The sequence below is a fragment of the Desulfosporosinus sp. BICA1-9 genome, assembly GCF_000802135.1.
Genome location: NZ_JUEE01000018.1, coordinates 20,730 through 42,772 on the forward strand (window position 1 = coordinate 20,730; position 22,043 = coordinate 42,772).

Below are 22,043 nucleotides of genomic sequence, written 5' to 3' on the forward strand. Positions count from 1 at the left end.
ACGATGGATAAACAAATCATTATGCGACCTAGAAGCAGGCTTAATTTTTGCAATATTCTATAATCTTGTAAACCGTAGGTCTCTTTCATGGCTTTTTCTGAGGAATATCTTCAGTTAGGCAAATACATTAATTAAAAGGAGAGGAAAAATTTGAGAAACCTGAAACCCAAATTAACGGCCCTAGTAGTTGCGGGTTTGCTATTAGCCGTAACAGTCACAGGATGTGGAAGTTCTACTCCGACAAGCTCCAGTACCTCAGCTGACAAGGCAAGTACACCACCAACAAAATTAGTGCTGAAGGCGGGAGATTCTACCCCAGATAACCACCCATATAACTTAGGTCTTAAAAAGTTTAAGGAGACGGTAGAGAAAGAGACCAATGGAGCCATTGAAATTCAAATCTTCCCAAATAATGCTCTAGGGGCAGAACGAGAATTAGTTGAAGGTATGCAGATCGGGAGTGTGGATATTGTTGTTTCTTCCACAGGTCCCATCGGCGGATTTGTACCTCAGATGAACGTTGTAGACTTGCCTTTCCTTTTCAGAGACAATGCCCATGCCTATTCAGTTCTTGACGGGCCTATAGGAGCAGATCTTTTGAAACAGTTAGAGGCAAAAGGAATTGTCGGTTTAGCTTTCTGGGAGAACGGGTTCCGTAACGTGACAAATGACAAGCGGGAAATTAAAGTTCCTGCAGATCTTAAAGGCTTGAAACTCCGCACCATGGAAAACAAAGTTCACATGGCTGCCTTCAAAGTACTAGGAGTTGACCCCACTCCAATGGCATTTTCAGAAGTATTTACCGCTTTACAAAATGGTACTATCGATGGACAAGAAAACCCCATTCCAGTTATTTATACCAATCACATGGAAGAAGTTCAAAAGTATCTTTCGATGACAGGGCATGTCTATTCTCCAGCACCTATAATGATCAGTAAAATGACCTGGGACAAACTAACTGCTGAACAAAAGGAAATCTTTAAAAAGGCCGCTATAGAAGGTCGGGAATATGAGCGAGGATTGATCAAAAAGCAAACAGACGAGCAACTCGTTCAATTAAAAGCAAAAGGGATGATCGTCACAGAAGTGGATAAATCCCTGTTTCAGAAAGCCACCGAGCCTGTATATAAACAATTCGAGGATGAGTTCGGAAAAGATTTGATCGCTAAAATTATCAATACCAAGTAATTATTTATGACAAGAGTCGATAGAGAGCGGTGACACAGCCGCTCTTTATCTCTCATAAAAAGAGGTGTGAAATGAATACAATTGTCAAAGGGATTGATCAAATAAATCGCTTAGTGATATGGATCGTTGTGCTTATGTTGGGAGTTATGTCTGTGGTGATTTTTATGCAAGTCATATTCCGATACGTGTTTGCTGCAGCCCTCCCTTGGTCGGAAGAGCTTGCCAGATATCTTATGGTTTGGACCACCTTTCTCGGTGCCTCCCTTGGCATACGCTACAAAGCACTTATAGGGATGGAAGTACTTGTCAAGGCGCTTCCCAAACTCGCGACTCGCATTACCCTAGAATTGGTAACTTTGTTTCAAATTCTTTTCCTTGCTGTCGTGCTATTTTATAGCATTAAAATGACGATGATTGCCAAAACCCAAGTTTCTGCAGCGATGCTTATTCCTATGTCCTGGGCGTACGTGGGTATTCCAGTTGGAATGGGTCTGATGATCCTTAATACTATAGCCGTGGCAATAGAACGATGGGGAGGGGTTGAATAATGGGTACTATTCTTTTGGTTGGCTTAGGCGTATTATTCTTAGTCAATCTCCCGATTGCTTTTGCGTTAGGGGCATCTTCGACGTTGGCCATGTTGATTCAAGGAAACGTTCCCCTGATGATCATTCCCCAACGGATGTTTGCCTCTGTCGACTCATTTCCCTTAATGGCTATTCCTTTTTTTGTCCTAGCGGGAAATCTCATGGGAGATGGAGGGATTTCAAGGCGTCTCATTGATTTTGTTTCCTCTATTATGGGTCGCGTGACAGGAGGGCTAGCGATCGTAACGGTAGCTACCTGTATGTTTTTCGCGGCTATCTCAGGTTCTAGTGCTGCTACGGCAGCTGCCATCGGGACTCTTCTTATTCCTGCTATGGTTCAACGGAAATATGAACTTAACTTTGCCGCAGCGACGGTTGCAGCCTCGGGGGAGTTAGGCGTTATCATTCCTCCAAGTATTCCTATGGTCTTATACGGAGTTATGGCAAGTCAGTCCATAGGGACTATATTTCTTGCAGGATTCATTCCGGGTATTCTGATTGCTGGAAGCTTGATGCTTACAGCATACGTAATTGCTAAGAAAAAAGGGTTTGTAGGAACAGAAAAGTCGAGTATTAAAGAAATAGGTGCCTCTTTTAAAGAAGCTTTACTAGCACTTTTAATGCCCGTTATTATTCTTGGTGGAATTTATGGTGGGATCTTTACCCCGACAGAAGCTGCCGTTGTGGCTGTCTTTTATGGAGGATTTGTCGGTCTGTTTATTTACCGTGAAATCAAAATCACTGATTTAAAAAAGATTTTTCTTGAGTCCACGCTGACTACCTCTACCATCATGATCATCATCGCGAATGCGTCTACTTTCGGCTGGATCATGACCCGTGAGCAAATACCGATTAAGATTGCCGAGGTATTTATGTCCGCCTCTGGAGGCAATCCTTTGTTGTTCCTTTTCCATGTCAATATCCTCCTTCTCCTTATAGGAACTATGTTCGAGACATCCGCTTCAATTATTATTTTGACCCCCCTTCTTTTGCCGGTTGCACTACAGTTAGGAATTGATCCCATTCACTTCGGGATGATTATTATTGTCAACCTGGCTGTCGGAATGGTTACTCCGCCCTTAGGAATTAATCTCTTTGTGACTTGTAACATTGCCAAGACATCCATTGAAGATCTGACACGTTATCTGTTCCCTTATCTCCTTGTCCTTATTGCCGATATCTTTATCATCACTTACATTCCTCAGATTTCTCTTTGGCTACCCCGGGTATTAGGTGCCCTTAAATAGAAATGTAAAACATTTTTCGGGGGGAGGGAATTCAGTGCTTCCACGTTTTGCTATTATTAAGCAACAACTGCCTAATCAAACCGTCCAGAACATTCCGGAAGAGATCCGTAAGGAATTTGCCAGAATCCAGCTTAATGATAAAGTTCAATCGGGGATGAGAATAGCCATAACTGCAGGTAGCCGAGGGATATACAAGATCCCTCTCATTTTGCGAACCGTTGTAGATGAAATAAAGGCTTGTGGTGCAGAGCCCTTTGTTATTCCTGCGATGGGGAGCCATGGAGGGGCTACTGCAGAGGGCCAAGTTGAATTCTTAAGGGGGCTGGGCATCACAGAAGAATCCATGGATGCTCCCATTCTTGCTACTATGGATGTGGTAGAGATCGGGAGTACTTCTGGTGGACTACCCGTATTTTTAGATGTCCATGCAGCTAAAGCAGATGGGATTATTGTGGTAGGGCGGGTTAAGCCCCATACTGATTTTCGGGGACCCATCGAGAGCGGATTACATAAAATGATCGCTATCGGCCTAGGTAAGCACAAACAGGCTTTAGCCATTCATACTTACGGGATTCGTGGTCTTCGTGAATTGGTGCCTCAAGTAGCTCAAGTTACCCTAAACAAAGCGCCCATACTCTGTGGACTTGCGCTCTTGGAAAATGGTTATGACGAAACGGCACATATTGAGGCTGTTCTTCCAGTAGATTTTGCTGTCAGGGAACCTGAACTCTTGCGGATAGCGCATCAAATGTTGCCTAAACTTCCAGTCAATGAACTCGATCTCCTGATCGTTGGGGAAATAGGGAAAAACTTTAGCGGGACGGGTATGGATACTAATATTATTGGAAGAGTCAAAATCTATGGGGAACCCGAGTTTTCTAACCCTAAGATTCAATATATCGTTGCTTTACGCTTAAGTGAGGCAGCCCATGGAAATGCCTTAGGAATCGGCTTGGCTGATTTCACCACGGAAAGGGTAATGCACGGGATCGATTATCCAGTCATGAGAGAAAACGTGGTTACGAGTTCATTTATCGATCGAGGCAAAATACCGATGGCGTTTCCAAACGACCAGGCAAGCATTGCTGCAGCCCAACGCTGCCTATGGCAAGAAAATCCGCGGAGCGCTCGAATGATGTACATTCCTAATACCTTAGAGATTTCAAAAATAGCAGTGAGTGAAAGCTTGCTACCTATGCTTAGTACTCAGCCCGGCATAGAAGTTTTGACCCCCTTACAAGAGCTAGCTTTCGACCAAGAAGGGAACCTTGACATAAACTTTATCCATATTGCGCCAGGAACTTCATAATATGAGTTCCATCATCCTCAAACTTCTTTCCACTAAGATCAGAAAAATAATCCTTATCTAGAAGGAAATCGGAAGGGAATGAGAAAATGCCAAGACGCAGTGAACGTATTTTAACTAGACCTGACTTCTCTTTTCAAAGGGCCTTATATAAGTCTATGGGTTATACAGATCAAGACTTAGACAAACCTATGATTGCCGTGGTGAATGCCCACAGTACAGTGGTACCCGGACATTACCCTTTGAATGACATCGCAAACTTCGTGAGGGAAGGTATTCGGGAAGCAGGAGGAACTCCGGTACAATTTGGCGTCATTGGGGCCTGTGACGGAATCGCACAGGGTCATATTGGGATGCGATATATTCTACCGACCAGGGATGCTATTGCCAACGATATTGAACTGATGGTTCAAGCTCATCAGCTCGATGGGATAGTTCTCCTCGGATCCTGTGATAAAACGGTACCAGGGATGCTGATGGCTGCCGCTCGATTAGATATTCCAGCCATTTTGGTTAATGCAGGTCCAATGGAAGGCGGTATTGAATTTAGTGGAAAAGCCTCGGATGCGGCGACTGTCAGCGAGGCCTTGGGCCTATATACAGCAGGGACGATCACTTTAGATCAGGTTATAGAGCTTGAAAACGAAGCCTGTCCAGGCTGCGGGAGTTGTTCCTTTTTAGGTACTGCCAATACAATGTGTATTCTAGCTGAGGGTTTAGGAATGAGCCTTCCGGGAAGTGCTATGATTCCAGCGGTCGATCACAAACGATTACAAGTGGCTAAGGAAAGTGGTCTGCAAATTGTAAAACTTGTTCAACAAGGGCTAACTGCACGTAAAATCATTACCCGAAAATCCCTAGAAAACGCGATTCGGCTTAACATGGCGATCGGGGGATCGACAAATGCTACCTTACATTTACCGGCTATTGCCTATGAGGCAGAAGTCGAATTAAACTTAAATATCTTTGAAGAGCTGAGTAATACGACTCCTCACATTGCTAAAATGAACCCTGCTGCGGCTCCTAACGTCGTAGATTTTCACAAAGCGGGTGGAGTAGCAGCAGTCTACAATGCGCTCATGCCATTACTCTATTCTGATGAACTATCTGTAACAGGGCATACAATCAGAGAAAATGTTGAAGGCTCAAAGAGTAAAAATACCACAGTTATTCGTTCTCTAGAAGAGCCTTTTAGTCTGACCGGGGGACTAGCCATATTACGAGGTAACCTATCTCCCGATAGTGCCGTTTGTAAACCCGCTGCTATTCTGCCGAAAATGTGGAATTTTAGCGGTCCAGCTAGGGTTTTTGATGGTGAGGACGATGCTATTACCGCTATTTCAACCGGAAAAATTAGCCATGGTGATTGTATTGTTATCCGCTATGAAGGTCCTCAAGGCGGGCCCGGCATGCCGGAAATGTATAAGCCACTTAAAGTGCTGGAAGGACTGGGACTGGGAGAAAGTGTGATGCTTGTCACAGATGGGCGCTTCTCTGGTTCAAACCGTGGGGGTCTGGTTGGTCATGTATCACCGGAAGCTGCAGCTGGGGGACCATTAGCCATCGTTAATGAGGGTGACCTTATCGAAGTTGATATTCCCGGTCGACGGCTGGACCTAATGGTCAGTGATGAAGAGATTCAAATACGCTTGAATCGTTGGACTAAGCCCGCCAAAAAGATTACGAGCGGCTATTTAAACCTTTATTCACGTTTAGTGGAAAGTGCAGACAAAGGCGCAATTATCAAGCATAGAGACTGATCCTAAAAAGTCACTTGTGAAAAGTAGTTCTCATGATATTGTGGTTGTAGGGGACTAATAACAGAAGCAGAGGGGGTATTTTGAGCTTGATTGGAATACTTGCTGATGATTTTACAGGCGCTAATGATACTGGTATTCAATTTGCCAAACATGGGATTTCCACAGTAACGATTTTAAATTTTGATAAAGCAGAATTAGAATTATTTAAAAATGTTGAAGTTATTGTTATGAATACAGAAACAAGAAATTCAAGCAACACCGAAGCTTACCGGAAAGTTCAAAATGCTGCCAAACTATTATTAAATATGGGTTTTCCATTTATATTTAAAAAAATTGACTCTACCATGAGAGGATATCCCGGACTAGAGTTACTGTCTCTTATGAGGGTGCAAAAAGTATCGGTTGGTGTTATCACTCCGGCGTTTCCAGCCAACAGCAGGAGGGTGGCTGGTGGTTTCCTGTTTGTCAATGAGGGTCCATTAAAACAGAAGTTCGATAAAGGCCTTAATATTATGCAGCTTGTTCGGGAGCAAGCAAAGTGTAAGGTTAAATTATTAACACTGGAAGAAATCCGTAATGGTGTAGAACATGTAAGAAAATTCTTTGTCGACGTAATTGATACCCGAGAAGAAACCATAGTCATTGCTGATGCAGTTTGTCAGGAAGATTTAGCCGTGACTTCAGATACTTTCAAAGAATTTTTACCCCAAATGGTCATTGCCGGTTCAGGAGGGTTGGCTGAGTCATTACTTGTATCCTCCGGCTTGAGAAATAAGAAGAACATACTTGAAACTCCTTCGGAAAGGCTATTAATGATTATTGGAAGCTATAGCCCTGTTACTGCTATGCAGATTGCTTGGCTCGAAGAAAAACAACAAGTTGAGATAATTACGGCTGATGTCCCTAAATTAGTTTCCTCGGAAAGTATGTACGAGATAGAAAGAGTTGTGACTTTGGCAAAGTCTAGTTTAACTTCAGGGAATCATACGGCGATAGTATTAAATACTTTATCCAAGGCAGAAAGTTTACCTGACTCCCTTGAATTAGCAAATAAGAAAGAAAAGAATCTAATTCTTCAAGCGCTTGGACAAATAACTAGTGAAATCGTAGACAGCTCATTGGTTGGAGCGCTTATGCTATCTGGAGGGGATACGGCGTCTTTCGTGTGTAAAAAACTTGGCTGCAAAGGTATAAAGCTGGAAGATGAAATTGTTCCCGGAATACCTTTTGGACGCCTAATAGGCGACAAATGTGATGGTATGTATGCAGTAACCAAATCCGGCAGTTTAGGTTCTTATGATGCCTATGAAAAAGTACTGGAGTATCTGGGAAAGAACAATCTGGAAAAAAGATAGTAATTAGTCTTTATAAAAGTTTAAAATTAGACAAGAAACTGGTTGTGGTGAACAAAATATTTAAAGGCGTTTACTGTCATGTTATCGAAATTTAAGACTAAAAGTTTGCTTTTTTCAAGTGGTTGAAAGAGGGTAAAAGCAATGAACACAAAACCAATTATCGGAATAACTATGGGTGACCCAGCGGGAATAGGCGCTGAAATAGTAGTTAAGGCCTTAAGTAACGAGAAGTACTATCACAGAGCTGCTCCGGTGGTTCTAGGAGATAAGGAGCGACTCCAGCAAAGTCTCAAGTTTGTGGAACAACCACTCAAAGTACGAGCAATTGAGGATCTGTCAGAAGCAAAATTTAAGTACGGTGTAATAGATGTCCTAGAGTCTGATATTCCTGGCATCAGCGATGTTACCTATGGCCAGGTCAGTGCTGTAGCTGGAAAATCTGCCGTAGCCTATGTTTTTAAAGCTATAGAACTCGCACAGGCGCAGAAAATAGCGGCTATCGTGACAGGCCCACTCAATAAGGAAGCAATTCATTTGGCGGGGTACAATCAGTACTCGGGTCATACGGAGATTTTTGCCGAAAAGACGAATACGAGTGATTATGCCATGATGCTGGCAGTGAATGACTTGTATGTTATTCATGTAAGTACTCATTGCTCTTTAAGACAAGCATGTGATAAGGCTACCAAGAGTAGGATTAAGAAAGTAATTGACTTAGCAAACGAGGTCGTGAAGACCTATAGTATTTCTAATCCATTGATCGCAGTGGCCGGGCTAAACCCTCATAGTGGAGAAGGTGGGGCTTTTGGCACAGAAGAAATCGAACAGATTATTCCTGCCATAGAGGAGTCGTTAGCTAAAGGGATGAAAGTAATGGGTCCTGTTCCTCCCGACAGTCTCTTTGTTCGAGCAAAAAAAGGTGAATATCAGGTGATGATTGTAATGTACCATGATCAGGGTCACATCCCTGTAAAGGTCATTGGATTTGACGAAGGTATTAACACTAGTATTGGGCTGCCAATTATTAGGACATCTGTCGATCATGGTACAGCTTTTGAGATTGCAGGTAAAGGGATTGCCTCAGCGGCAAGTATGGAAGCCGCCTTGAATCTTGCCATAGATCTAGCGGTCAATAAGGAAAGGAAAGAGTGAACAATCGAACATCTAACATCGAATTTAGGGGGGTGAGTGTTTTGAGTAATGCTATGCGAGAAGAAATTGAAAGAGTATTTAACTTGAAAATTATTAATGAACAGTTTCTTCCTTGGGGTGAGTTCTATTGGCTCGAGTTGGCTCCAACTAACCGCAAAGCGCAAAGCAGCTTGTCCGTTGTGAAGGTATACCCTTTTCAGGAGCAAAAAATACACCCTCATCCCGGTTACGAGGAAATAATAATTGGTATTGAAGGCGAACTAATCCATTGGTGTGATGACCGTGAGATCATTGTGCAAAAAGGACAAGCAGGATACATTCGTAGTGGCGGGCAGCACAGAATTCTGAACATTTCCGATCGACCCGCTATGTTTATAAGCATTGTAACGCCAGTAATGCCGACAGCCTTGGGGGAGTTATCTCCGATCGACGATGTGGAGCTGGATGAACTTATAGAGATGATTAAACTCGAGCCAATTGCAGACAAATTTTCCCAGAGCGTTGGTTTAGCAGTCACTTTGATTAGTGTTCATGGTGATAAACTTACTGAGCCGAAAAATCTTCCGGAATTCTGTCGGCTATGTTATATCTTACAAGCGGGGGATTGTGCGATATGCTCGAACGCAGGAGTAAAATTCGTTGGGAATGAGCTAAAAGTTTACAACTGCAGGTATGGGTTAACTTCATTTCTGTCGCCTATCATTATCAACAGAAGATTGTTAGGTTACCTAGGATGTGGTTACGAGTTACTGGCAGTTCAAACAACACAAACTGTCGATTTAGTCAATCAATATTTTCCGGTGGAATATGTTCCGGTAGCGCAAAAGGCTTATTTGAAACTGGGAGTATTAACTCGTAACCATTTAGTTTCCGCAGCGGAAACTATTTTGCTGGTAACTACTTCTCTCGTGCAACTAATAATTTTCTCTGCCCGGGAAAAACAGATGACCTCTTATCGCCTAAAACTATCATTGGAAAAACAAAAGCAAGCAGAGTTGGAAAGCTCTCTGAAAGAAGTTCGCCTAAAATTTTTAGAATCTCAGGTCAATCCCCATTTTTTGTTTAACACTTTAAATACGATCGCCCAGATGGCAGAAATGGAGGGATCAACAACTGTATCTTCCCTGACGTATGCGTTATCAAATCTCCTGCGTTGTAGTTTAGGTAAGAGTGATTCCTTAATTACCGTGAAAGAAGAACTGGATTACGTTAAGGACTATATGTTTATCCAAAAGACTCGGTTTCCCCATAAATTTGAAGCCCATATAGACGTGAATAATCAGGTAAGCCAGGTCAAAATACCGTTTATGACATTAATGGTTCTGGTGGAAAACTCAATTCTCCACGGTTTTTCGGACATGCGACGGGCGGGGAATTTGTATATTAAAGGATATATGGAAGGAGAAACCGCTGTTTTCATGGTGGAAGACAACGGAAGCGGTGTACCACAAGAAGTAATAGCACAAGTTGAAAACCTTAACAAGACAGGCTTTAATTCTAATAATATGAAAAGTATTGGCCTGAAAAACATATATATGCGTTTAAAGCATTTTTATGGAGAACAAATTTCATTGACGATTGAGCGCCTAGCGGAACGAGGAACTAAGGTTATAATTAGGGTACCTGTCAGCGTATAGAGGATTATTTATGGCAAAGATCCGGGGGGATAGTATGTATAAACTGGTAATTGTTGACGACGAGCTAACGGAAATAAAATTTGTCCGTTATGTTGTAAACACGTTTAAACTGCCCTTCTATATTTGTGGGGAAGGAGAAACCGGGGAAGAGGGCATAGAACTTGTTAGAAAGCACGACGCGGATTTTGTGATTATGGATATCAATATGCCGATGATGGATGGACTTACCGCCGCCAGGATCATCAAAAGGGAGTATCCTTTAACAAAAATCTATCTCTTAACGGCCTACGAGTCCTTCGAGTATGCAAGGCAAGCAGTGAAGGTTGATGTTGACGATTATCTACTTAAACCTATTAGGCCGGAACAACTGGTAGATGTCTTGAAAAAAGGAATTGCTGAGGTGCTTAGACGAAGGCTTGCCAATCGTGAGATTAACAAAATGAAGCAGAAAGTTGAGACAGCAAGACCACTCTTAAAACGACAGTTGATGTATGCGCTTGTTACAGGTGGTAAATCAAATAACAATGCTATGATCTCGATGAAAAACGTTTTGGGGCTAGGGGAAATTAAAGCCGCTGGAGTTCTGGTTGTCACTGTTTGTAACCAAAACGGAAAGATTTTTACAGGTAATGGGTTGCGGGAGACATTGGTTAAGAATATTGGGAAGGATATTGATTTCAATCTGTGCGAAATTCTCCCTTCTGGTGACATTGTAGTATTACTTAAGACGTGGGGTAATAAAAAACAACAAGCTTTGAACAAAATAATAGAATCATGGGAACGTTCATTTGAAATCCAGGTGTACGCTGGATTTGCTCTCCTTAATGATCAAGGATCTATCCCTAGCGCCTTTAACATTGCTGACAAACTACGTAGGACAGCTTTGTTTTGGCATAAACCGGGAATTTTTTTATTGGCTCAGTTGGGTTCAATACAGGATTGTTTGCCCAATGTTCCAGTTATCCAAAAGACTGTATTTAACTGTTTGTTGGAAAGGAAGGTAGACAAGGCCCGGGATACTATTCAAGGTGCGCTTAGAGATTTGCACAATCGTTTTATTCCGCCGGAGCAAATCATGACTGTTGCCAATCAAATTGTCAATGCTTTGTTGTTCGAGCTCACGGAACAAGCACCTGGAAATGAAGCCAGTATAATTGCTCAACAATACCTGGAAAGTTCAAGTACTATTAGTTGTTATGATGAATTAGAAAACAGTCTGTTTGCATTAATTGAAGTCTTAAATCGCTGGTTTTGTTTACCTAATGAAACTCTGACAGAACAATCAATACACTGGGCGGCATCCTATATTCGTCAAAATTATCATGATAACATTACTCTCGAACAGATGGCTGGAAAGCTCTTTCTTAGCCCAAGTTACTTTAGTCGGTTGTTTAAAAAGCATATTGGAGAGGGCTTTGCATTTTTCGTGACGAGGATTCGTCTGGAACACGCCCAGAATCTGCTGGTAACTGGTAAATTGTCTGTAGCCCAGGTCGCAAAACAAGTGGGTTATTATGATCCGAGCTACTTTAGTACTGTGTATAAGAAACATTTTGATGTGTCGCCACAACAAGTAATTTCCTTGACAGATCGGAAGGAGTGAACTCGTAGTACTGGGTTCCACTCCCACTTGTAGAAGTGGGGAGTGGAACGATTGGATAAAAGGACCGAGGCGCTTTCTCGGTCCTTTTGTTAAGCAAAAATTCAAAACCTTAAGACAAGAAAGTCAGTAGGCAATAGTTTGTCGATCGCGAATTAATTACAATAAGAAAAATCGCAATATTATAGTTGAATTAGGAAAAGAGTGATAGAAAGTGAGAAGTCACACGACGACAAAGGGCCTTGCAAGGGCAACCCATCGGGCCCTGTACTATTCCATGGGATTGTTGCCAGAGGACTTAGACAAGCCGATAATTGCCATAGTTAATACGCAAAATGATACCATGCCAGGCCACGTTCACCTGGACTCTATAGCGAAAGCAGTACGTGAAGGAGTCATTGCTGCTGGAGGTACACCCATTGAGTTTCCCACGATCGCACTCTGTGACGGGATAGCCCAAGGGAATTATGGCATGCATTACCCTCTAGCCAGTCGGGAAGTGATTGCGGATTCCGTAGAATGTATGATGAATGGACACCAATATGATGCTATGGTCTTAATCACGAACTGCGACAAAATAACGCCAGGCCTACTTATGGCTGCGGTCAGGCTAGATGTTCCGGCCATCATGATTAGTGGTGGGCCAATGGCGACGGGTTACCTTAATGGCGCGGAAATTGGCTATACCGATTTAATGGCTGCTCAGGGGGATGTGGCTAGAGGATTGATTGACATGGAGGAATTAGCGAGACGTGAACAGGTCGCTCTACCAGGTTGTGGAGCGTGTAACCTGTTAGGAACAGCTAATTCCATGAATTTTTTGACAGAGGCATTGGGAATGGCTTTGCCCGGTAGCACAACGCCAGCAGCATCGGGAGCTCGATTGACCTTGGCGAAACGCACGGGGATTAAAATTATGGAACTTTATCAAAAGGGTATAGTTCCGTCCCAAATAATCACCAAAAAAGCAATTGAAAATGCCATAGTGGTTGATCTGGCTATTGGTGGCTCCACGAACACAGTACTCCATATAACGGCCTTAGCTAAAGAAGCCGGCCTAGAATTTGACGTAAATTGTTTCACAGAGCTGGCCCAAAAGATGCCCCATCTTGTCAAAATGAAACCTGCCTCAGGTGGGCACTATCCGGTTGACGTTCACCGGGCTGGAGGGATAACTGCACTGATGAACCAACTGGCTGAGCATGGATTGCTTGCAACAGAGGTTTTAACAGTCACAGGCGCAACCTTAAAAGAAAACGTGGCCGGGGCAAACGTTGTAAATTCAGAAGTTATCCGTCCCATGGATAATCCCTATGCCCAAAAAGGCGGAATTCAATTACTATACGGTAACCTGGCTCTGGATGGTTCAGTCTGTAAGAGTGCTGCAGTAGCTCCGGAGATGTTAAGGCATCAGGGACCTGCCAGAGTGTTCGATCAAGAGGAACCAGCGGTCGAAGCGATTTACGGCGGGAAGATAAATGCAGGCGATGTTGTAGTGGTAAGGTACGAAGGACCGAAAGGCGGGCCGGGTATGCGGGAAATGCTGACACCTACGGCAGCCATTGTCGGTATGGGCTTGAGTAAAGAGGTAGCTTTGATTACTGATGGCAGGTTTTCTGGTGCAACAGCCGGAGCGGCCATTGGTCACATCTCTCCAGAGGCTGCAGAAGGAGGGTCGCTTGCTTTAGTTCGGGAAGGAGACATCATAGAGATCGATATTCCGGCTGGTAAATTACACTTGCAGGTGAGTGACGAAGAGTTGTCTGAAAGGCGTGCTGCTTGGGTTAAGCCGGAAAGAACTGACGTCAAAAAAGGTACCTATTTGCACAGATATTCGAAACAAGTTAGTTCAGCAATGTCAGGTGCGGTATTTATGGATTAATTGAACTAGGATTACCAAGGACAAGAAATTTAACAAGTTAAACAAATAATCCAAAGGCTTATGAGACTGATAATCGAATTCTAATATATAACGAGGAGGGTTGATCATGGTAAAAAACAAAATCACGATTCCAGACTTAAAAGGGATGAAGGCTTCAGGACAAAAGTTTAAAATGATTACCGTCTATGATTTCCCTATGGCTTCCATGGTTGATCGTTCATCTGCGGAACTGATTTTAGTGGGCGATTCTTTAGGGATGGTAATTCAAGGCCATGACAGCACCGTACCTGTTAACCTTGAGGACGTTCTCTACCATGTGAAGATTGTCCGAAAGGGAGCACCTAGTACTTTTGTGGTCGGAGACATGCCGTTTCTCTCCTACCAAGTGAACCGCGACGAGGCCATTAGAAATGCTGGCACTCTGCTCAAAGCAGGGGCCGACTGTGTGAAGATGGAAGGCGGTGTCAAAATTGCCGAGACGATGAGTGCAGTGGTTGACGCTGGCATTCCGGTCATGGGCCACATCGGGCTGACTCCTCAAACAGCGGCCATGCTAGGCGGATTTAAGGTGCAGGGGAAGAACGCGGATTCTGCAGAAAAGTTGTTGCAAGATGCCTTGGCCGTGCAAGAAGCGGGCGCCTTTGCCATGGTGTTGGAATGTATACCCACAGCTTTAGCTCAATTAATCGACCAGAAGCTTACGATACCAACGATATCGGTTGGGGCAGGTCCTTTTACAACTGGTTTCAACTTAAATGCTTACGATTTATTAGGGATTTTTGATAAGTTTGTACCAAAATTCGTGATTCAATATGCCCAAATGGGGAATGACATTGTGAAGGTTTTTGACACTTGGTGCAAGGATATTGATGAAGGAAGCTATCCGGCTCCTGAACATGGATTTGCCATGAATGACGAAGATCTAAAGCGTTTGTATTAGGAATAATAAGAAAGAGGTGTTAAGTGTGGGTAAGAAAACAATCAATGATTTCAACAACATGGTCGAAACGGAAGAAAAGATAGTCTATCTTACGGCTTATGACTATTTGACAGCCAAAATGGAGGAAAAAGCCGGTGTCGACATGATCTTAGTTGGCGATTCCTTAGGCATGGTAAGCTTAGGCTATGATACCACATTTCCGGTAACCATGGATGATATGATTCGCCATTGTTCGGCTGTTCGTCGTGGCGCCCCCAATACGTTCATTGTCGGTGACATGCCTTACATGTCTTACCAAGTATCGGATGAACTAGCCGTTGCCAACGCCGGGAGGTTTATTAAAGAGAGCCTTGTTGATGCCATAAAATTAGAAGGTGCCGGTCCGATGATTGCGAGCAGGATTAAGGCCATTAACGAGGCGGGTATTTTAGTGATGGGTCATATCGGTTTGACCCCACAGTTTATGGGTCAGATTGGAGGATATAAAGCTCAGGGCCGGAGTGCCGCGGCAGCTTTAAGTTTGGTTGAACAGGCCAAACGGGTCGAAGAGGCTGGAGCTTTCAGTATTTTAGTGGAAGGCGTACCGTCTGCAGTCGGTAAGGCCATCACTGAAAGAGCTGATTTCCCGGTGCTTGGTATTGGTGCTGGTCCATACACCCATGGGCAATTGCTTATTTATGCTGATATGGTGGGATTATACGATAATTTCACTCCGAAGTTCGTGAAGAAATATGCCAATGTAGGAGAAGTATTAGTTAGTGCTTTCACAGAATATGTTAGAGAAACTCGTGAGGGCGTTTTTCCGGTTGATGGGGAACATACCTATAAAATGAAGGACGAGGAAGCGGCTGAATTCTGGTCTTTACTGGAAAAAGAAGCGAAATAATGAACTATTAACGCATAGATGAGTAGTTGGAGTAGTGGTAAACTTTACGACATCCGAGAGTACCCTTCTTTTTCTTTTAACAGTTGGTATATTCAAAATCTACGTAGCTTACAACTGATGGTCAAAAAAGATGGTAGGACTAATGAACCTGGTATCTTTAAAGCCAGTGGTCCTCCTATGAAGGTTGACCAAAGCGAACAGAAATTGACAATAATTATTTATCAAGATGAATACGGGAATCAATTTGAGATTCCCATTCAGGTTCCTGAATCTAATTTTGATGACTTATTTCGGAAGTGAATGATCTTAAGAAGCGGAAAAACCTCGAGTGTTGCATTAGGCAATTTCGAGGTTTTCTCTTAATGGAAGAAGCTTTAAAGGAAATTTGGAAGGAATTGTAGAATAGAATATAGTTATGCATGTATTACAATTAAGGTGGGTCGTGAGTAAAACCGTGCGAATACTTGCCTTGGCAAGCAATGATCCTAAAACACCATCACCTTTTTTACCCGATGCAACCTTAGTTTATATGAATGGTACAACCAAAAATTCAAAGGTGGATTTTGGATTAAGCCAGTGCATCGGCCAACTCCGGATATTTTGTCTAAAATGGTTTGAAGTTGAAACGCATGATCTGCTTCTGCTTGACTATAGGTCGGATTAGCATATAGTTCCGTCACCGCTTGTTCCAAGGGAGTCGCAGTTGGATTTTCGATGAAAATGTACCAATCAGAGGCAGTACTAAGGTCCAGTAGATGGCTTACCTCAGAAGATCGTGATGATAGTTGGAATCGTCTTTTAGAAAGGATGGTGGGTCAGTGGAAAAAACGTTGTTTGAATTGATTATTCTTACGTCTATTATCCATCTTGTCGATACCCTTGCATACTCTGTGAGGCTGAACTCTGTAAAGAGCGGGCAAGTTGCATTATCCTTTTCTCTATTTAATCTCATCGCACTTGTTGCGCGTACTGCAAGAAATCCCTGATCTTTGATTGGTAGAGGCACGCAGTGAAGTATTGAATATTGTTTATCATTTACTTTATATACTTTGAATTAAATAAATTAGAAGGAAGATTCCGACTGCAAGGACTGATATGGTGAGTAGGATGTTAAGTATCGAAGCTGGTTGATAGGTATCCGCATATATTTGTCTCTCAACCTTCTTATACCTGATAAATGCCAGAACGCTCATTAAGGCACCGAGGCCCACAAGATAAATTCCAACGATGGACGTATATCCATGAGAGGGAGGTAATGCAAGTTCAATAGCTGATTTTCCCATAATGTAAGACATTTGTTTTATGAATAACGTGAATCTCTCAACAACAAAACCGAATGCCATGATTCCAATGCTGGTTCTTATCCATGCAAGAAATGTCCTTTCATTGGCCATGTGAACACGGCGGTTACGAACTCTCAATAGTTTCTTGTCTCCAATTATTTCTGGCATGCAGCTATCCTCCATAATAAGTTTTTAACAATTTAAAGAATTTCAAATTCAGGCGTTCCCGCAGTGGAGTAATACATGGATATTCTACTACTTTTTTAAAGATTAGAAAAGGAGCGCAAGGTACTCCCAGATGAACCATCCATCGATCATGTTGCGGATGGTATTCTACAATTCATGAATGTAATAAAATTCTCAGTAGTAGAGATTCTAACGACCATCTTTCTTGATAGAATAGGCGTACTATGACACTATAAAATAAAGACTAAGGCTGGAAGCATTAATCATTAATACGTCCAGCCTTGTTTCTGCGTAAATTGGGGTTATTTCGTGGGATGGGATGAGGTAGGTGATATTCATTATCAGTTCATCATTCCTACCGCCAGGGTCCCTCTTTTTCCCATAGTCAAATTCTTTTGGGCTTGGGTCAGGGGTCGACCTGTTTTAACCAAGGAGGTCAATACACCGCATTGAGACGTATCCCCAACAAGTACAAAGCCCTTTAGAATGTCCCCCTGCCAAAGTAGATTACGATAGATGGGCATATCTCCGACCATTTTTAGGCTTTTTTCCTGGTCCCAATCCCCTTGACCCTTTTTCTCTGGGAGTTTCGTGATTCCTGCAGACATGGCAGAGAGACCAAAAAAGTCCACAGAGTTTAAGCCAAGAGATCCCGGATAAATTTCTTGTCCACCGCACATATTTGCTCCAGCAATTCTGCCTTGGGCTGTAGCATTTGGCCAAGTGGCATTTACGGTGAACTTCTGGCGAACAAGGTCCCAGGTCTCAGCAATATCTCCTGCCGCGTAAATATTGGGAAGATTCGTTGCTAAAGAAGAATCTACCTGAAGACCCATTCCAATATTAAAGCCAATAGTTCTTAATTCCCCTAAATTTGGACGTACTCCTTTGCCCACGATGACTAAATCAGCGACGAGTTCTGTATGGGGCGCTATCAACACACCCTGAAGCTGCTCTTCTCCTGTGATTGCCTCAGCCTCCGTCTGTAAAAGAAATCTCAGTCCATTAGCTGCTAAGTGCCCTTGAATTATGCTGGCTGCTTTTTCATCAAGCATTTGGGAGAGAATCTGACCTGAAGAGACCAAAACGGTAACCTGAAGCCCACGTTTTTTCAAGGCATAAGCGCTCTTCAGACTGACCAAACCTCCTCCGATGACGACTGCCTTTTGTGCTCCTCGCTCCAAGACCTGATTAATGTCTAATGCATCCTTCATGGTGCGTAGAGTAAAAACCTCTGGAAGGTTTCCCCCCTTGATCAAGAGTTTATTAGCTGAAGCGCCCATCGCGAGTAAAAGCTTGCTGTACCCCCATTCCTGCCCATCGGTACTTCGAACAAGTCGGCGTACCGGATCGATCCAGTTAACCTCGACCCCATAAATTACCTTAAGTTTTAGTCGTTCTGCAAAACCTTCTTCACGTAAGTAAAGGCGGGAAGCCGGAATATCTCCTGCTAAGAAATAAGTGGTTAGACAACGAGAGTAACTCTGTTCTTGTTCTGCCGTGAGGACGATGATTTCTGACAGGGTGTCGTGCCTCCGGATTTCTTCAACCGCAAACAGCCCTGCAGCGCTATTGCCAATTACGATATAGCTCATAATTTCTTCCTTCCCTTAATTAGAAAGTCCGAGCTTTTTCCGTTTCGCTCGGATATCCTCAAGAAGTCCAAGAGCAGCTTGCTGGGGATCTGTTTCAACATAGAATTTCCCCCCGATCACATCACTCAGTCCAACTGTAAGCAATTCAGTCACCGCTTTACTCCCTAGCACGGGCGGAACAACGCCAAGGTGAGTGGTGAGCCCCATGGTCACTGCCCAAGTTCCGATACTCAAGGCTTTTTCATGCTGAAGTTCTGGAGCACTCGCCGCCACGGGCAATAATGCCGAATCCACATTCAAATAGCTTGAGATAGCTGTGACCAAATCACCAATCCTTGAATTATCGACACAGCTGCCCATATGCAGGACTGGGGGAAGCGGGGCCGCAAGACCTGCAGCCTGACCAATCGCGGTCAAAACTGCTTTCAAACTTTCTCCGGCATAAGTCTCGGTTCCTTCTGAATTCATCAGACCAGCCTTAGCTAACGCATGAGCGGAACATCCTGTCGCGACCACCAACACGTTATTTTTAAGGAGTTCTTTCACTAATTCCACATGAATGAGGTCTTGAGTCACTTTGACATTGTTGCAGCCCACGGTTGCCACTACCCCTAAGATATTACCATTGATAATATTATCAATAAGAGGCTTCAGGGGTTGGACAGGGTCCACTGTTGAAAGTGCTCCGATGATGGCTTCCACACTAAACCCAGCCATTATCTTACGCTTATAATTGGGGATTTTGATCTTCTTGCTGTCTCTCCGCCCATAAGCGGCGATCGACTTTCGTACAATTTCCTGAGCCGCTTCATCCGCGTTTTCTAAGGTAAATGGCACGTGGATTGCTCCTGGAATTTTGACGATCGGCATTGTCGTGATAATCTCCGTATGATAACAAGCAGCCACTTGAGCTAAGGAAGGCATAATACATTGTACGTCGACGACCATAGCATCAACCGCTCCGGTGACAATGGCCAGTTCTTGAGCTAAGAAGTTAGTAACCAGCGGGATCCCTTTGCGCATTAAGACCTCATTACCTGTACAACAGATTCCAGAGACTAAAATTCCCTTAGCTCCTGCTAGGCGTGCTTCAGCTTGGAGTTTGCCTGCCCAATAGACGATTTTTTCAGATAGTAAGGGAACATGACCATGTACGATTAGATTAACAGAATCTTCCTGGAGAACCCCCAAATTAGCCTCCGTCACTACCGGGGTAGGTGTACCAAAAAGAATATCTTGCATGTCCGTTGCCAGTTTTAGGCCGGAATAGCCATCAACCAGCCCTTGTTTAGCGGTCGATAAGATTAGATTCACTGGGTCAGCATCCATACCCATCGTGGTCTGATGCATTGCTTCGCGGATTTCTCGATCAGGATTTCGAGGAAGAATTCCAAGGCTCCCCCAAACCGCAATTCTCTCTTTAGGCGCGTTAGCCATCAACCATTGTACCGGCTTCTTACTATGGTTAGCTAGATCGGCATAAGCAACTTCGACAACCTCGATGGCGAGCTCCGCTTTGCTTTTGCCGGAGATCTCCAAACCTAATCCCCTGGCTACCTGTTGCAATTTCTTTTCGTCTGCGATGTCATAATTAATTTCACCTTTAGCCGCCAACTCTAAAGCTTCAACAGCCTCGTAGGCATGGTCTACATGGGCTGCTGCACCGGCAGCCACTTGCCTGAGTAAATTTCTAGTAACGATGACATCTGCACTTGCTCCACAAATCCCAGCTTTCGGCCCGTTGCCAAAGGGATCAATCCGACAGGGTCCCTGAATACAATGTCGGCAACAGATTCCCAAGCTGCCAAAACCACATTGAGGTTGTTGTGCTTCATAGCGATCCCAAACCGTTTCTACACCGTCTAAGGCCGCTTTAGGTAACAATTCTAACACGGCAGGATCAATTGATTTTTGAGATTTCATTTTAGTTGACTCCCTTCATTTGGTCTAAGAAAGTTTGCCGTCCACTGCGGGCAAACTCTTGAACCTCAACAAATTCCAAAGCCTTTGTCGGACAGGCTGCCACACAGGCCGGATCATAATCTAAGTCCTGGCAACGGTCACACTTGGTGACTCTATGGGTCGCAGAAATTTCAGCAATAACCCCAAACGGGCAGACCATAACGCACATCATGCACCCGACGCATTTTTGTTCATCGACTTGAATCAATCCGGTCTTCAAATCAAACTGCATAGCCCCACTCATACAGGCATGAACACAAGGAGCGTCTAAACATTGCCGACATTGTAATGGGAAATTGAGCTTCCCGTTGGACTCAACAAAGATTCGTTTCTGTGGCGGCTTGAGTTCTTCGATTGCCTCGAACAAGCTCTTACTGGTCGAGTGGGCAACTGCACAAGCCAGTTCACAGCTCTTACAGCCTAGGCAATGTTCGCTTCTGGCAAGAATCTGTCTCAACTTTATCCCTCCTTAAACTTCTGGACTTTACTTATCCATAACTTATCGGAATATTCTCTTTTCTTCAATCGGCTTGCCGACATTGCATAAGAAATATTAAAATTTATGGTAGAATTTCGCCGTAGCCGCTGATCGCGCAAGGAAGACTTTGCGGCGATGGATGACTAATGCCGAAGCGCTAACCCCAAAGAACATTGTAGCCCGTAGGATATCTACCCACTTATAAGTGGGATTCTTGAAAAATGGATAAAAAAGCGCGGTGTTATACCGCGCAAAAAAGATTATATAGTTTTCTCAAATCATAGTTTGTCGATAAGCATCTCCCAATTTAACACAGAAAGCTTACCCCGTTTCACGACCACAATTCCTTGTCGTTCCCAGCGTTTAAGAATCTCATTGACTGTTTGACGAGTTGTCCCGCTTAAAGCAGCAAATTGTTCGTGGGTAAAGTCCAGAAAATATGGTAAATCGGATCCTTGGTTGGCTTTAGGTCGTCCTTCACGCAGGATAACATGAGCTAAGCGCACAGAGACTTCCCGAAAAGCCAAGTCAAGGATGACATCATTGGTCTCTTTTAAGATGTTTCCCAACAAACGGATTAAGCGTAAACTGAGTTCTGGACATTCCCCGAGCATCGGTCGAAAATTGTCCATCCCAAGATAATAAACGACTGAATTTTCTAGCGCTGTGGCAAAGGCTAAAGAGTGAACACTATAGACTTCTCCAGGGGATAGGCAGGCGACCGTAAATTCCTTACCATCTTCTGACAAGTACGAAATTTTAACCCGGCCCGTCCGGATAAAGTAGATTGGTTCCGAGCAGTCAGATGGAAACTCAAGGATTTGACGCTTAGTAAAGCTTCGCTCTCTAAAGTACCTCTCCCACTGAGTTAGAAGATCCGGTGAAAGACCATGAAACAACGGAAATTGTTCCAGCGTAGATGACATCAACATCACATTCCTTTTGAGTTTTGGTGGTCAGCACAAGTGGTCTCCGTTCTTATGTTAAGGATACTATAAT

The 22,043-nt window shown here is 43.5% G+C and carries 18 protein-coding genes and 1 pseudogene; 14 read left to right on the top strand and 5 right to left on the bottom strand.

Annotation, left to right across the window (positions count from 1 at the left end; all coding sequences use genetic code 11):
* Window positions 1-150 precede the first annotated feature (150 nt).
* From JL57_RS02180 to JL57_RS33300, 14 genes and pseudogenes are all read left to right on the top strand, one after another.
* Window positions 151-1,188 (top strand): TRAP transporter substrate-binding protein, encoded by a 1,038-nt coding sequence (locus JL57_RS02180; protein WP_291299600.1) that lies wholly within the window; start codon window positions 151-153, stop codon window positions 1,186-1,188.
* Between the two features lie 71 nt (window positions 1,189-1,259).
* Entirely contained in the window at window positions 1,260-1,736 is a 477-nt protein-coding gene (locus JL57_RS02185) for a TRAP transporter small permease (protein ID WP_034140418.1), read from the top strand.
* Window positions 1,736-3,022 (top strand): TRAP transporter large permease, encoded by a 1,287-nt coding sequence (locus JL57_RS02190; RefSeq protein WP_034140419.1) that lies wholly within the window; start codon window positions 1,736-1,738, stop codon window positions 3,020-3,022. Before JL57_RS02185 ends, JL57_RS02190 begins: the two co-directional genes overlap by 1 nt.
* A gap of 34 nt (window positions 3,023-3,056) precedes the next feature.
* Window positions 3,057-4,331 carry a lactate racemase domain-containing protein gene (locus JL57_RS02195; RefSeq protein WP_034140420.1) on the top strand — a complete coding sequence of 425 codons (1,275 nt, stop codon included), beginning with the start codon at window positions 3,057-3,059 and terminating at the stop codon, window positions 4,329-4,331.
* A gap of 86 nt (window positions 4,332-4,417) precedes the next feature.
* Window positions 4,418-6,088 carry a dihydroxy-acid dehydratase gene (gene ilvD, locus JL57_RS02200; RefSeq protein WP_034140421.1) on the top strand — a complete coding sequence of 557 codons (1,671 nt, stop codon included), beginning with the start codon at window positions 4,418-4,420 and terminating at the stop codon, window positions 6,086-6,088.
* Between the two features lie 86 nt (window positions 6,089-6,174).
* The gene (locus JL57_RS02205) at window positions 6,175-7,443 is read left to right on the top strand and encodes a four-carbon acid sugar kinase family protein (RefSeq protein ID WP_034140422.1); all 1,269 of its coding nucleotides are present in this window, start codon (window positions 6,175-6,177) and stop codon (window positions 7,441-7,443) included.
* A 141-nt stretch (window positions 7,444-7,584) separates the two neighbouring features.
* Complete coding sequence (gene pdxA, locus JL57_RS02210) at window positions 7,585-8,595, top strand: 4-hydroxythreonine-4-phosphate dehydrogenase PdxA (protein WP_034140423.1); 1,011 nt, start codon at window positions 7,585-7,587, stop codon at window positions 8,593-8,595.
* 41 nt (window positions 8,596-8,636) lie between these two features.
* Window positions 8,637-10,232, top strand: coding sequence for a histidine kinase (locus JL57_RS02215; protein ID WP_034140424.1), 1,596 nt, complete (start codon window positions 8,637-8,639; stop codon window positions 10,230-10,232).
* A 10-nt stretch (window positions 10,233-10,242) separates the two neighbouring features.
* Entirely contained in the window at window positions 10,243-11,835 is a 1,593-nt protein-coding gene (locus JL57_RS02220) for a response regulator (protein WP_034140425.1), read from the top strand.
* 211 nt (window positions 11,836-12,046) lie between these two features.
* Entirely contained in the window at window positions 12,047-13,714 is a 1,668-nt protein-coding gene (ilvD, locus tag JL57_RS02225) for a dihydroxy-acid dehydratase (protein WP_034140426.1), read from the top strand.
* A 106-nt stretch (window positions 13,715-13,820) separates the two neighbouring features.
* Window positions 13,821-14,654 carry a 3-methyl-2-oxobutanoate hydroxymethyltransferase gene (gene panB / locus JL57_RS02230; RefSeq protein ID WP_034140427.1) on the top strand — a complete coding sequence of 278 codons (834 nt, stop codon included), beginning with the start codon at window positions 13,821-13,823 and terminating at the stop codon, window positions 14,652-14,654.
* A gap of 25 nt (window positions 14,655-14,679) precedes the next feature.
* Window positions 14,680-15,540 carry a 3-methyl-2-oxobutanoate hydroxymethyltransferase gene (gene panB, locus JL57_RS02235; protein WP_034140428.1) on the top strand — a complete coding sequence of 287 codons (861 nt, stop codon included), beginning with the start codon at window positions 14,680-14,682 and terminating at the stop codon, window positions 15,538-15,540.
* Window positions 15,541-15,982: 442 nt separating this feature from the next.
* Window positions 15,983-16,204, top strand: coding sequence for a hypothetical protein (locus tag JL57_RS02245; RefSeq protein ID WP_034140430.1), 222 nt, complete (start codon window positions 15,983-15,985; stop codon window positions 16,202-16,204).
* 154 nt (window positions 16,205-16,358) lie between these two features.
* Window positions 16,359-16,514, top strand: a pseudogene (locus JL57_RS33300) (DUF2837 family protein); the annotation flags it as partial.
* A gap of 66 nt (window positions 16,515-16,580) precedes the next feature.
* Here the strand turns inward: JL57_RS33300 and JL57_RS02250 are convergent.
* The 5 genes from JL57_RS02250 to JL57_RS02270 form a co-directional block, all read right to left on the bottom strand.
* A complete protein-coding gene (locus JL57_RS02250; RefSeq protein WP_034140431.1) occupies window positions 16,581-16,991 on the bottom strand; it encodes a YidH family protein in 411 nt (136 codons plus the stop codon).
* A 359-nt stretch (window positions 16,992-17,350) separates the two neighbouring features.
* Window positions 17,351-18,604, bottom strand: a complete 1,254-nt coding sequence (locus JL57_RS02255) for an NAD(P)/FAD-dependent oxidoreductase (RefSeq protein ID WP_034140432.1) — start codon at window positions 18,602-18,604, stop codon at window positions 17,351-17,353.
* 15 nt (window positions 18,605-18,619) lie between these two features.
* Window positions 18,620-20,527 carry an anaerobic carbon-monoxide dehydrogenase catalytic subunit gene (gene cooS / locus JL57_RS02260; RefSeq protein ID WP_034140433.1) on the bottom strand — a complete coding sequence of 636 codons (1,908 nt, stop codon included), beginning with the start codon at window positions 20,525-20,527 and terminating at the stop codon, window positions 18,620-18,622.
* Between the two features lies 1 nt (window position 20,528).
* Entirely contained in the window at window positions 20,529-21,023 is a 495-nt protein-coding gene (locus JL57_RS02265; RefSeq protein WP_034140434.1) for a 4Fe-4S dicluster domain-containing protein, read from the bottom strand.
* 299 nt (window positions 21,024-21,322) lie between these two features.
* Window positions 21,323-21,970, bottom strand: coding sequence for a Crp/Fnr family transcriptional regulator (locus JL57_RS02270; protein WP_034140435.1), 648 nt, complete (start codon window positions 21,968-21,970; stop codon window positions 21,323-21,325).
* Between the last annotated feature and the right edge of the window lie 73 nt (window positions 21,971-22,043).

Bases quoted from the DNA above. Each gene is read 5' to 3' on its own strand.
- JL57_RS02220 (WP_034140425.1), top strand. From the start codon at position 10,243: ATGGCAAAGATCCGGGGGGATAGTATGTATAAACTGGTAATTGTTGAC.
- JL57_RS02250 (WP_034140431.1), bottom strand. From the start codon at position 16,991: ATGCCAGAAATAATTGGAGACAAGAAACTATTGAGAGTTCGTAACCGC.
- JL57_RS02190 (WP_034140419.1), top strand. From the start codon at position 1,736: ATGGGTACTATTCTTTTGGTTGGCTTAGGCGTATTATTCTTAGTCAAT.
- cooS (WP_034140433.1), bottom strand. From the start codon at position 20,527: ATGAAATCTCAAAAATCAATTGATCCTGCCGTGTTAGAATTGTTACCT.
- pdxA (WP_034140423.1), top strand. From the start codon at position 7,585: ATGAACACAAAACCAATTATCGGAATAACTATGGGTGACCCAGCGGGA.
- JL57_RS02270 (WP_034140435.1), bottom strand. From the start codon at position 21,970: ATGTCATCTACGCTGGAACAATTTCCGTTGTTTCATGGTCTTTCACCG.
- ilvD (WP_034140421.1), top strand. From the start codon at position 4,418: ATGCCAAGACGCAGTGAACGTATTTTAACTAGACCTGACTTCTCTTTT.
- JL57_RS02255 (WP_034140432.1), bottom strand. From the start codon at position 18,604: ATGAGCTATATCGTAATTGGCAATAGCGCTGCAGGGCTGTTTGCGGTT.
- panB (WP_034140427.1), top strand. From the start codon at position 13,821: ATGGTAAAAAACAAAATCACGATTCCAGACTTAAAAGGGATGAAGGCT.
- JL57_RS02185 (WP_034140418.1), top strand. From the start codon at position 1,260: ATGAATACAATTGTCAAAGGGATTGATCAAATAAATCGCTTAGTGATA.